The 12,429-nt window shown below is 46.2% G+C and carries 12 protein-coding genes; 5 read left to right on the top strand and 7 right to left on the bottom strand.

Annotation, left to right across the window (positions count from 1 at the left end):
• Positions 1-236 precede the first annotated feature (236 nt).
• Positions 237-728 (top strand): hypothetical protein, encoded by a 492-nt coding sequence (locus FH974_RS22020; protein ID WP_047885946.1) that lies wholly within the window; start codon positions 237-239, stop codon positions 726-728.
• 399 nt (positions 729-1,127) lie between these two features.
• On the top strand, positions 1,128-2,375 hold the full coding sequence (locus FH974_RS22015) for a S1 family peptidase (RefSeq protein WP_047885945.1): 1,248 nt from the start codon (positions 1,128-1,130) through the stop codon (positions 2,373-2,375).
• Positions 2,376-2,742: 367 nt separating this feature from the next.
• Here FH974_RS22015 and FH974_RS22010 read toward each other — a convergent pair whose 3' ends face one another.
• The 4 genes from FH974_RS22010 to FH974_RS21995 form a co-directional block, all read right to left on the bottom strand.
• Entirely contained in the window at positions 2,743-4,029 is a 1,287-nt protein-coding gene (locus tag FH974_RS22010; protein WP_047886352.1) for a cytosine deaminase, read from the bottom strand.
• Positions 4,030-5,164: 1,135 nt separating this feature from the next.
• The gene (locus tag FH974_RS22005; RefSeq protein ID WP_047885944.1) at positions 5,165-5,428 is read right to left on the bottom strand and encodes an Lpp/OprI family alanine-zipper lipoprotein; all 264 of its coding nucleotides are present in this window, start codon (positions 5,426-5,428) and stop codon (positions 5,165-5,167) included.
• A gap of 176 nt (positions 5,429-5,604) precedes the next feature.
• Positions 5,605-6,195, bottom strand: coding sequence for an SCO family protein (locus FH974_RS22000; RefSeq protein ID WP_047885943.1), 591 nt, complete (start codon positions 6,193-6,195; stop codon positions 5,605-5,607).
• The gene (locus tag FH974_RS21995) at positions 6,192-6,704 is read right to left on the bottom strand and encodes a hypothetical protein (protein WP_146149700.1); all 513 of its coding nucleotides are present in this window, start codon (positions 6,702-6,704) and stop codon (positions 6,192-6,194) included. Before FH974_RS21995 ends, FH974_RS22000 begins: the two co-directional genes overlap by 4 nt.
• A gap of 321 nt (positions 6,705-7,025) precedes the next feature.
• On the opposite strand from FH974_RS21995, the gene ansB reads away from it, so the two are divergent.
• Positions 7,026-8,090 carry an L-asparaginase 2 gene (gene ansB, locus FH974_RS21990; RefSeq protein ID WP_207103772.1) on the top strand — a complete coding sequence of 355 codons (1,065 nt, stop codon included), beginning with the start codon at positions 7,026-7,028 and terminating at the stop codon, positions 8,088-8,090.
• Between the two features lie 143 nt (positions 8,091-8,233).
• On the opposite strand, the gene FH974_RS21985 is transcribed toward ansB, so the two are convergent.
• Complete coding sequence (locus tag FH974_RS21985; RefSeq protein ID WP_047885941.1) at positions 8,234-9,145, bottom strand: polyprenyl-phosphate transporter; 912 nt, start codon at positions 9,143-9,145, stop codon at positions 8,234-8,236.
• 301 nt (positions 9,146-9,446) lie between these two features.
• Between FH974_RS21985 and FH974_RS21980 the strand changes: the two genes are divergently transcribed.
• The gene (locus FH974_RS21980) at positions 9,447-9,845 is read left to right on the top strand and encodes a VOC family protein (protein ID WP_047886350.1); all 399 of its coding nucleotides are present in this window, start codon (positions 9,447-9,449) and stop codon (positions 9,843-9,845) included.
• A gap of 128 nt (positions 9,846-9,973) precedes the next feature.
• Here FH974_RS21980 and FH974_RS21975 read toward each other — a convergent pair whose 3' ends face one another.
• Positions 9,974-10,147: a hypothetical protein gene (locus tag FH974_RS21975; RefSeq protein ID WP_169776041.1), complete on the bottom strand. Its 174-nt coding sequence runs from the start codon at positions 10,145-10,147 to the stop codon at positions 9,974-9,976.
• A gap of 487 nt (positions 10,148-10,634) precedes the next feature.
• Positions 10,635-10,946 carry a DUF3081 family protein gene (locus FH974_RS21970; protein WP_047885940.1) on the bottom strand — a complete coding sequence of 104 codons (312 nt, stop codon included), beginning with the start codon at positions 10,944-10,946 and terminating at the stop codon, positions 10,635-10,637.
• Positions 10,947-11,213: 267 nt separating this feature from the next.
• Between FH974_RS21970 and FH974_RS21965 the strand changes: the two genes are divergently transcribed.
• A complete protein-coding gene (locus FH974_RS21965) occupies positions 11,214-12,395 on the top strand; it encodes an amino acid aminotransferase (protein ID WP_047885939.1) in 1,182 nt (393 codons plus the stop codon).
• The last annotated feature ends 34 nt before the right edge of the window (positions 12,396-12,429 follow it).

The raw sequence follows: 12,429 nt of genomic DNA, 5'->3' as shown, positions 1-12,429 counted from the left end.
TGTGTAATGGTAATTTCACATACAGTGTGTTGTTCGGTTTAATATTATGCCATTAAATCCCAGAAAGGGAAGGAATCCAGATCAAGATCACAACAGTAAAGTGCGTATCGGGCGTAACACCGGCAGTCGGAATCAGTAAAATCCTGCGTTAAACTGGGATAAATTTGTGGTAACAGCTAAGCTTTCTATGACAAGAAATGAACTGTCATTTAGGTAACAGACTATCAGGGGATGCTATGAGAAAGCTGGCTGTACTGCTTTGTATTCTGGGACTTACTGGATGTAATGACGATGATGTTAAAGATACGCTGACAGGAAAAGCTGATGTTTATGCTGTTACGTCGGCCAAACTTGATGGTGAAGACCGTTTCAAGGATCTGGCAACACTGGAAAATGAGACAGGCACTACGGTTCCTGATGATTTTCCGGCTGGAACACCGGATGAGCTGGCTCAACGACTTGCATCTCTGGGCATTGACGTTGAAGAGACATCCTGCGGTGCCATCGATACCAGTAATGGCGACGTCTGTTTTGGCGAAGAAGGCAATAAAACCTGTGTTCCGCCGGAAGTTCAAACGGTAGGACTGACCATTTACAAAATCAGTATCGGTGATGTGAAATTAGCGTATGACAATGGTTTTTATCCCAAACTCGCCGCGGAACTGTTAGGCAATACCTATGCGTCATTTGATATCGACGAGGTGGCTTGCTCAGTTATTGGGCAATAGCTTAGCTTAGCTTTGATTTGAATTTGCCGTGCTGGCGTCTTCCCTTGGAACTTTGAAACAGGCACCGCCACGGCAAATTGTTCTTATGCTCTCATCTTGTCCAAGCAATGTATGTTGATGTGACCTCTTTTTTTGTCACCGATCTTGACGTAGTTGATGCTAATGTTACTGATGCTAACGTAGCATTGGCCTGCGAATTAGCCCCTGCATACTTGTTCTTTTCAGCCTCATTATGAGGCGGCTCCTCAAGTTGCGAGACATATAACGCTTCTTGGAAACGTCACTTCCGGACTTCAATAAAATTCAGCTACTCAGTCGCAGGCCTTACTTAATATCAGTAATTTGCTTTGAAAGATTGATACATTGCCCCGAGCTTAAATTGTCTTGGAAATCAATCTCATGAAATTACCTGTTTTATTACTGGCGATCGGGGCTGCCTTGAACACGCCATACTCGCTGGCTTCTGATGTGACTAGCTATGTGGTTGGTGGCGAGCCAGTAGTGGCAACAGATGATCAGAACTGGATGGCCTCGATTCGGCTCACCCAGGCAGATACCAGCCATATCTGTGGCGGCAGCCTTATCAACAAAGATTGGGTGCTGACCGCCGCGCACTGCTTGGTTCATTCGGGGGATAAAGGTTTTTTCGTCTTGGCGCCAAATCAGCTGAATGTGATGATCGGTTCAAAAAGTGTGGATGTTGAAGATACATCCAACCTTTATGCCATCACGCATGTGGTTGTCCATCCGGCTTATTCGCCAGTGCCAACGGTGAAAGTGACTTCCCAGACGGATGGTTCAGTCGTCACTGAAGTCCTGTCGTTGGCGCTTGATAATGATATTGCTCTGCTCCGGCTGGAACAAAGTGTACCTGAGTATAAAGCGACGCCGATTCAGTTGACCAATGGTCTTATGGCAGATGAGCTGGACAGACGCTTGGCCGATGAATGGGAAGATTCTAAACGTCCGAAAAATACTAAAGTGTCAGGTTGGGGTTCGATCAAGCCTGATGGCACCGGTATCGCTGAGCGGCTCATGGAAGCAGAGCTTGCATACCTGCCGATTGATGAGTGTTTCGAGCGCCTGGAACTAGGCAACCAAGCTCACTACATTATCGATAGTCCGCTAAACCGGACCAAGATTTGTACTATGCCACCAGAGGCATTGTTTGATGATGAAGGAAAACCCCTTGGGCATGGTGCTGATTCCTGTAAAGGGGACAGTGGTGGACCGTTGAGAGCAAAGGATGCTAACGGTAACTGGTTACAGCTGGGCATCGTTAGCGGAGGTCCCGCCGGAACACCAGTATGTGGATCGTATTCCCGCCCAGGATTCTACACCCGTGTAGGAACCTACTTTGAATGGATCGAGCAAAACGTCGGAAAGATCCCGGATCAAATCATCACGGAACCTGATTTTATTGTTGATCAGAACAATGACAGCAGCACAGGCGGTGGCAGTGATAGTGGTACGGGGGGGACGCCGGGCGGCAAAGACGAGGAAATCACTGGCGAATGTAATCCGAGTGTCGAAGGCATCAGTCCTAGCAACTGTAATATCTCATCGGGTGGTGGCGGTACTGCTTCATGGGGAGCCTTGTTTTCATTGCTGGTGGTCGCAGGCTGGCGACGATTTCGTCATCGTTAACAGCAAGCAAACAATCATAGGAAATCGATAGGGCCTAAACCTTGATGTCGGCTGCCTGTGAGGGATCTATTGGTTTAAGACGTATCTATTTGTCATAAGGTGTTAGCTGTAAGGTAGCCATCTGCAAGGTAGCTATCTGTAAGGTAGCTATCTGCATCGCCACTATGACTGCATGATCACTATAAATAGCTCTGAGCTATTCTCAATGGCTCAGAGCTATTTCTATATAAATTTCCCCAGAACGCTTTTTTAGTTGGCTATTCTGAACGGCAGGAAGTGACATTTTTAATAGATTACGCCTTAATCCTTTCTCGATATTCTCAGTGACTACTGAATAGCCTGGCTGAGTGTTTTGCCGTACAGATTCTCAGCGTTGAAAACTGACCATTTCATCCTTTCCGTTCAAACAGATGCTGGTCGACGCCGGCGTTGTCTGTGCAAGTATCTTTCCGTGTCGGACAGAGTAACGAACCGGAACCTGCCGACGCAGGGCATCAAAGTCATTTTCAGCCGGTAGTATGATCAGATTGCCGGGTTTACCATCATCCAGGCCATAGTTATCCTGTAAGTTCATGGTGCGTGCAGAATGGGTGCTGATTAAATCAAGAGATTGATTTAATTGCTCGTAGCCCATGATTTGACAGATGTGAAGCCCCATGTGCAGTACCTGGAGCATGTTTCCGGTTCCCAGTGGATACCAGGGGTCAAAAACATCATCATGGCCAAAGCAGACATTGATTCCGGCGGCCAGCATTTCTTTGACACGGGTGACGCCTCGTCGTTTCGGATAATCGTCAAATCTTCCTTGGAGGTGGATGTTTACCAGTGGATTGGCCACAAAATGGATGCCGGAGAGTTTGAGGAGTCTGAACAGTCGTGAAGTGTAGGCGCCATTATACGAGTGCATGGCGGTGGTGTGACTGGCAGTGACCCGATGACCGATTTGGTCCCTGTGGGCCAAGGCAGCAACGGTTTCCACAAAGCGTGATTGTTCGTCATCAATTTCATCACAGTGTACGTCAATAAGCGTATTGTATTTTTGGGCAAGCTCGAACACATAGTGAAGAGATTCAACACCGTACTCGCGGGTAAATTCGAAGTGCGGAATTGCGCCAATTACATCAGCCCCCATTTCAACGGCTTCTTTCAGCAGTGCTTTTCCATTAGGGTACGAGAGAATCCCTTCTTGCGGAAAAGCCACTATTTGAAGGTCAACCCACTCTTTTAGATCTTCTTTCAGTGATAGCATCCCTTTTAGGGCAGTCAGAGTCGGGTCAGAGACGTCCACATGGGTGCGAACATGCTGAACACCATTTGCTATCTGCCACTTTAGGGTTTTCAGGGCGCGTTGTTTTACGTCCTCTTCGGTGAGGAGTGCTTTGCGCTCAGCCCAGCGTTCAATACCTTCAAACAATGTCCCGGTCTGGTTCCAGTTGGGCTCTCCCGCCGTTTGTGTCGTATCGAGATGAATGTGAGGTTCACAAAACGGGGGCATTGCCATGCCGCCTTCGCCATCCAGTATCGTGCCTGAATAGTTAAGCTTGGTATCCATGGAAGTAATGCGGCTGATCACTCCCTGTTCTATAAGAATTTGGTGTAAGCCGCTGATTCCACGTAGGCTGACATTGGTTATCAACAGGTTGGCTTTAAGCATCATTCATCGTCCCTATGTGTAATTCCGGTTTCTGAGTATTTCCAGACTGCTGGCCGTATCTTTTCAGTATCGCTTACACCTTATTAATCCAACACAAAAAGGGGCTGAATATGGTATCTCATCCATCTTTTTTACGACCTCTTTGCTTGTGATGCCGGAATGAAAATGGGGAGAAGAGGAAGGAAAAATGTTTGATGTGCGCCCAACAAGGTGATAGTGGGCTCTGTTGATTGTAACGGAGGGCATTGAAGTGTTTTTACGGCCGCGTGTTATTGGCCAAACAGGAAAGTACAGAATGCAATACTGGCTTAATGCTCTGGGGGTAAACTGTGAGCTCTCTACCTGTGGATAACTCTCTTATCCACAAAAGTTGTGAGTAACTCTGTGGGAAATGCTCCGGTGCTAATAGCCATGCTGCTTTCCGCAAAGTCAATACCTTTGAATAATGAAAAATGATGTAAATTCAACACCCTTGATGCAGTTCAATTAATCGACATCTTGAGTGGAAATTTCACAAAGTGATGATTTTTTCGGGTTTGGTGTCCAATTTGTTAGATATCTAAATGGTACTGAACGAAAGATGATGTGCCTCGGAGACCAACACACTCAGGTAAGTGGTGCTCGGAAATGGCTCACTTGTTTATATTGTTTGTTTTTACACGTGTTGATTTCGTCAGGTTATCGACTGCAACGGGATGGAGGGCCGTGCATTAATGTGCAGGCTTTGGGCTAGCCAGGCTCCTGGCATCGAGTCATTGGGTTTCTACGTGCCGAGTGAAGTATTTTTCGGTTAATGGCTCTGTCTGATGATTTTCTATACCTAATATTTTTTCAGAGGACCAATTTTCATTTAGCTCTGGGGAATGACGGCTTTGAAACGGCAAGAGTGTACATGTAAGTTCACCCTGAATGATATTTGGGAACTGAACAAAAGTGGTGATAATTTTTACGTGGTTATTGTGAACCAGTAGACAAATAATACATCTGAGGCGGCATACAAAAATGAGTAAAAATAGATATGACGTAATTTTTTGTGTATTAAGGTTTATCGGTTAGTTGAATTTAACTGAGGCTTGAAAAGAGGAGAGTGGCAGGGTGGAGGCAAAAAAAGTGGCGCCAGAGCGCCACTGTTTAGTTATTTTCTGTAAGAACTAGCGATATTATCAATACGCTGGTTGGCACGCATAGCTTCTTGATAAGCAGCATCAGCCGCTGCGCGTGCATCGTTTACAGCGCCAGCCATCTGATCTTGCTGGCTTTGTAGCGCACCAACCTGATCAGAAAGCATATCGACTTTGTTGGTGAGTTGCTGCATTTGATCTACTTCGTCTGAGCTTGAGCAGCCAATTAGCGTCGCACTCAGGATGATTCCGGTAAGGATAGATAATGAACGGTTCATTTTTCTTAATTCTCCTTTGTTTGCCACTACAGACCGAGTGTTAAAAGATTCAGTCGGCAGAATTAGTATGGCAGAACTTGTGAAATTTGCTGCTTGAACATCAATTTAACGCGATTTTTTTTCTCTCAAATGTGAGAATCATCGCCTAAACAAGCGTAAAAATGCGGTCTGCGGTGTTACGAGCTTTTGCCTTGTAAGACTTGTTCGATGGTATCAACCAGGCGTTTCGGGTTGAGTGTGTGTTGCACTTTTTCGATTAGCGAACCGTCAGGTTTCAGGAAATAGAAGTAAGAGCTGTGATCGACAGCGTATTCAAGGGCCGATCCTTCCAGTTCTGTTCGCATATATAACACGCCGTATTTTTGCGCTAGGGCTTTAATCTGCTCATCTGTCCCCGTCATCCCAGTAATATTTTTGTGGAAATATTGCGCATATTGAGCACTTTTTTCAGCTGTGTCACGTTCTGGATCAAGAGTAATAAAGACAGGCCAGACACGTTGAAGTTGATCGTCATTTAATTGTTGCAATGCTGCCGAAAGTACAGCTAGAGAAGTAGGGCAGACATCCGGACAATGGGTATATCCGAAATAAACGACACGGATACGTGAATCTTCATTGTTATATAAATCGATAGCTTCTTTACCGCTTTCCAGAATATTCATAGGATATTCAGGCTTTGCAGCGGTCTGATTTTGCTTATCAACAATAATGCTGGTAATAAGGCCGGCAGCGAGCGCCAAAGCCAGAATTATCCATTGGTATTTCATTGTTTCATCCTTACTGAAATATATTGCGGCTGATAATCATTATTGATCGTAGTGGGTATAATCCGCCCTTTCCATGTCATTGCATCTGACACACAGAAAGGCAGCATCAGCTCACCTCGAAAAAGTGGGCTGTCAGATTCTCGGGTCAACTTGGCCTTATAAACACCCATCATCATCTCATGCCCTTCGAGTTCCACTATGAGTTCTTGAATATCGTTATCAAGTTTTGGCCAGGTAACAGAGAGGTTGGCTGGTGCCATCGGGCGAACAATATCTGTGTCCAACTCAAGCTGTGCTGAGGTTGTGTGACAGGGGGTTGTCGATAGCGCACAAATCTCCTCATCAGGTACACCTGCTATCAGTGTTGCCGTCGAGGTTTGCTGTGCATGAGAGGACATGCTATCCCCAAGCGAGCCGGACAGGACATTTTTCCCCATCCAGTATGTTAAGCCAAACCCCAGTACACATGCGCCGGCAAGGAGTACGGGATGATTCAGATGTCGCTTCATTTCAAAGACCTAACAGAAAACAGTGCGCGAATCATATCACTGAGCAGGCGAGTCACGGTGCTGATATGTGCAATTTGTGAGGAGGCTTTTGATAAAAAGGGGGAATTGTTGCTGTGACTGGATGTCTGTAATGCCTTTTTGACGTTAATAACATCCGTGTTATCACCTTGTTGGTGTTCTGAGCTGTGTTCAGGAAAATGCTAGCAGGATCACTTTAAGAAGAATACGAAAAGTGACCTCTACCTCAAAAGTATTACGCAATAGGAATAATATCCTGATCCGATTCCAATCAAATACATAAATTGCTACAGGATAATTCCGATGAAGAAGAATAAAGTGTCTCTGGGAATAATGGTTGCAGGTCTGTGCTTCAGTTCCCTCAGTTTCGCAGCTAACGACTTACCTAACATCAAAATTCTGGCAACTGGTGGGACTATCGCCGGTGCAGGACAGTCAGCGACAGAATCCAGCTATACCTCAGGACAGGTTGGTGTTGAGTCACTGATCCAAGCTGTACCCGAAATGACCAAAATTGCGGATGTCAGCGGCGAGCAAGTTGTGAACATTGGCTCGCAGGATATGAACGATGAGGTTTGGCTGAAACTGGCCAAACATGTAAATGAATTGCTGGCGCGAGATGATGTTGATGGCGTGGTGATCACCCATGGCACAGACACTATGGAAGAGACAGCATACTTCCTGGATCTGACAATCAAAAGTAATAAGCCTGTTGTGTTGGTTGGTGCAATGCGCCCGTCAACCGCAATGAGCGCGGATGGCCCGGTCAACTTATACAATGCAGTTGTGACTGCGGCTGATAAAGACTCTGCCGGACGCGGTGTACTGGTTGCCATGAATGATACGGTGTTTGATGCACGTGACGTCACTAAGACAAATACCACTGCCGTTGATACTTTCCGCTCACCAAACATGGGGGCGTTGGGGTATATCCACAACAGCGACGTTAGCTACCAGCGTAGCCCGGAACGTAAGCACACATCGGAAACGGTTTTCGATGTGACTAAACTCGATAAACTGCCGAAAGTCGGTATCGTTTATAACTATGCGAATGCCTCGGCGTTGCCAGTTAAAGCCATGGTTGAAGCTAACTTCGACGGAATTGTGAGCGCCGGTGTCGGTAACGGTAATATGTACCACACGGTATTTGATGAACTGGCAAAAGCCAGTAAAGATGGCGTGATGGTGGTACGCAGTGCCAGATCGGGGGCGGGTTCCACAACATTGGATGCAGAAGTGGACGATAAGAAATATGGCTTTGTTGCGTCCGGTACGCTAAACCCGCAGAAAGCCAGAATCTTGCTTTTGCTGTCTCTGACACAAACTCAGGACTATCGTGAAGTGCAGAAGATGTTCCAGTATTACTGATTTCAGTGTGAACGATTGCGAGTGCTTTGTTCAGGCTGTAGTGAGTATCAGTAAGTACAGTTTTCAGTAAGCACAGTTCAGGTACAGAAAAGCCCGGCATAGTCCGGGCTTTTTGTATTTTGGTGAATGATTAAAGGTATACCTTAATCTTCTGCGAGCTTTTCAAGCCCCCATACCAGGGCAATACCGACAATCATTGCCAGAACAGCATAGCCCAGCAGTGCAGGCTGGCCGGTTAGCTGTTCAAAGCTGAGAGGGGACAGGTTCTGTTCAATCAGGGGCACTTGTTCACCGCTGGAGTTTGTACGCCAAGTCAGTGTTTGTTTCCACGGCCAGATTTTGCTGAGAGTACCTATCATCAGGCCAGTCAGAAATGTCAGGGCAATGTCCCGATAGTTGCGTAGTACCCAGGATAGAACATGGGAAAACGTCAGCAGGCCAATGACACAGCCAGTAGCAAACAGTCCCAGGGTGGTGATATCCAGCGTTTTAGCAGCTCCAAGAATCGGGGTATACATGCCAAGCAGTAACAGGATGAAGCTACCTGAAATCCCCGGCAGAATCATGGCACAAATGGCGATAGAGCCGGCAAGGAGAATATTGAGCGAGGTCGGCTCCAGGTTCAGCGGGTGCAACACCGTAATGCCGAAGGCAAACAAGGCGCCTAGTGCGACAGCAACGAGGCGGCTGAAACCCCACTGGCTGACCTGCTTGAACATGTGAATTACGGAAATAATGATCAGTCCGAAGAAGAATGACCACAATGGGATTGGGTGGGTATGCAGCATCCAAGTAATGACACGGGCAAGCGTGAAGATGCTAGTCAGAATACCTGTCAGCAACAGGATCAGAAATGTACCGTTAATATGGGCAAATGCGGCTTTAAAGCCTTCGCGTCGCCAAAGCCCAATCAGACTCGGGTTAACACGGCGGATACTCTCAAGCAGGGTGTCATATATGCCCGTAATGAAGGCGATGGTGCCGCCAGACACACCAGGAACAACGTCTGCTGCCCCCATTGCCATTCCTTTCAAAAACGTAAGAACTTTACTCATGCTTTTCTGTAATCGAATCAATAATAAAAAACTGGAGGTATTATACCTGTTTAATAAAGAATTGGTCGGGTTTTTCATGTTAAGAGGTTGTCAGATGTCTGGCTCGGCGCGGTAAATTGTTCATAGGGATAACTGGACTTCCTGAGCCAAAACAGTATAAATCCCGGGAAAAATCATTAGAACCCAATATTTGTGTGACTAAATTCAAGGAATGTACAGAAGGTATTATCAACTTAGTTGAATAGACTCAACTAGAAGCATAAAATAATGCATTCCAAAGAAAATGGAGTTTGAGTTCAATATGATACCGACAGATTCGACACTTCGCGTTGTCAGACCAACCGACAATGTCAATGATATTGCCATCATGTACAGCAAAGCGCTGGGTTTTGAAATGCTAAAGCAATTCAAAGATCACGAAGGCTTTGACGGTGTTGTGCTCGGACACAAAAAGCACCCTTATCACCTGGAATTTGTGCATCAGATTGGAACAAAAGTAGGTAAAGCCCCGACTCAGGAGCATCTGCTGGTGTTTTATGTTGATTGCAGCCAAGCTTGGGAGCGCGCTTGTCGCAGCATGATTGATGCAGGCTTTAGCGTCGTTGAATCAAGCAATCCATACTGGGAACAGGTCGGTAAGACTTTTGAAGACATTGACGGTTACCGTGTTGTGCTTCAAAACCGCGACTGGGATAAGTGATTGCAGACCGGGAATGTGAAGTAAAGCTCAAGGATATCCTTGAGCTTTTTTGTTTGTATCTATCGATACCGATCACATCAGGTCGGGACCTGAACCAGTAAAGAATCAGCCGTATGCGATGTTAACTGCTAGTGGTGTCGTTTGGTTGCGACGGTTTGATAGGCTGATTTGAACATCAGCGTGAAACCATCCTGGGTCAGCTCTTTAGCGGAAATGTCAGCGGCTTTAAGGCGGCGGTAGCATTCGTCAAGCGCACGGATCACAGTATCTGCTTCATTCGATTTTAACTGTTTTGCAAACATTGCTTTTTCCTTAATAAGGCATTGACCTGGCCGCTTGATGGGGGCATACAGGCGAGGTGTTATGCCGATTACAATCATTGCTTGGATGAAAAGTCTCAGTGTTAACTTACAGTGTTTGTCATGAACCATCTCTGAATGGACTCACGCGTTTTTCTATGATTGCTTCTTTAAAACTGTAAGTTATCAATAAGAGTAATCAAGGAAAGTAGGGGAACTGTCAGAATAATGTTAGAGCGATGTCAAAAAGGAATGGATTTGCGATTTTGGTGCGAATTTATACTGCAATAATACGTGTTTTTATAAAATTTGTGGGTAGTTACCCATAATCATAGTGGCAAAATTATGCGTGGTTTATGCTGTGAGCATAAGCCAGCGAGTTATGATAAGCAGTATGATGTTCAAGCGATGAAAGTGAGTGGGAAAGTGACTCAGTCGGTGCCGTGACCACCCATGTCATCGGCACCGATGTTGAGATCAGATGTTTAGCTCAATAGTTCTTGTCAATTTCTTCCAGTTTTTTCAGGAATGCCTGAATTTGAGTCTCGTTGTTATTGTGAAACTCTGTGGTCGTTTGATTGATCACTGATTCAGGGTCTTCGTTCATGGTATGGAAGTGATATGTATTGTGGAAGTTGATATCCAGGCTGACATGCTCATCCGACAGGCTGACAGAGTAGCCATCATGACTTTCAGTGCATTTAATATCTTCCAGCTGACTGCCGAATTCTATGGGTTTTCCCTGGGTTTTTATTTTTTCGTAGACACTCAAAAGGGTACGTACATCAACGCTGTTTTTCATAATAGCCTCCATCTCTGCTGTCGATGAATGCAGGTACATTCAGGGCCGATAGCGGGTAGCAAATATCGCAGAATTTTCTATTCCTACTTTTAAATTTAGATTCTGCTGTATGGGCTGCAAGACAACCTGTCAAATCCTTATTCCAGATCAACTTTTTTAATTGCGTTTGATGTTGATTTTCCTCTTCATTTCAAGGTGACGGCAGGCAAATGAAGTGGTAGCTTGATAGTACGAAGAATGAAATCACCATAAAACGGAATTTTTATTATGTTTAAGCAGCTAGCCGAAGCACAACCGGACCCGATACTTTCCCTGACACTGGCTTTTCGTGAAGACCCGCGTGAAGAAAAAGTCGATTTGGGTATTGGGGTTTACCGAAATAATCAGGGGCAGACCCCTATCATGCAAGCTGTGCAATTGGCGCAGCAACAGGTTGTCGCAAACCAGACAACCAAAGCCTATGTTGGGCTGGCTGGCAGTGAACCTTTTAACCAGTCAATGATGGATTTGTTGTTAACTGGTACATCGGCACATTCGCGTTCAGCTGCAGTTCAAACGCCGGGTGCCAGCGGCGCACTGCGTATGCTGGCGGATCTGATGCATCTGGCGCAGCCTGATACAACGGTCTGGATCACGAATCCAAGTTACGTTAACCACAAGCCTGTGATGGAAGCTGCTGGCCTGAAAGTACGTTTTTATCCGTATTTTAATCCTGAAACTAAACAGGTGGACAGTGACGCAATGCTGGCTGAGCTGGCTAAAGCTGGTCCGAAAGATGTCGTTCTGTTGCATGGCTGTTGCCACAACCCGACCGGCGCAGATATATCCTTCGCGGACTGGCAGGCTATTACCGATCTGGCGAATAAGAATGGTTTCCTGCCATTTGTCGATATCGCGTATCAGGGGTTCGGTGACGGGTTGGAGCAGGATGCTGCAGGTCTGCAGCATCTGGCTAATAACGTTGAAGAAATGGTGATCGCAACGTCCTGTTCTAAAAACTTCGGTTTGTACCGTGAGCGTACTGGTGCAGCGATTGTGGTCAGCGATTCCTTGCAACAAGCCAACAAAGCGAAAGGCCGTATTTTGAACCTTGCTCGCTCTTCTTACACTATGCCACCGGATCATGGTGCTGCGTTGGTGGCAACCGTTCTTAATGATGCCGCACTGACGAAAGTCTGGAAGCAGGAACTGTCTGAAATGCAACAGCGTTTAGTATCACTGCGTCATGGTCTGGTTGAAGCCGTACGGGCGCAGGGCTCGGAGCAGTTTGATTTTATCTGTCTGCATAAAGGGATGTTCTCTGTGACAGGGCTAAGCCCGGAGCAGATTGGTCGACTGCGGGATGAGTTTGCCATTTATGCTGTAGGCGATGGCCGTATAAACATCGCGGGCTTGCAGGAAAATCAGCTTGATTACGTGGCGAAAGCTTTGCTGACGGTTTCTGCCTGAAAACGGTAGTACCGACCGTTGAGCACGGTCAGAC

This window comes from Photobacterium ganghwense (assembly GCF_017329545.1).
In the GTDB taxonomy this organism is placed as follows: Bacteria; Pseudomonadota; Gammaproteobacteria; order Enterobacterales; family Vibrionaceae; genus Photobacterium; species Photobacterium ganghwense.
The sequence above is the reverse complement of the archived record's forward strand: the minus strand, read 5'-3'. Positions and strand labels throughout refer to the sequence as shown.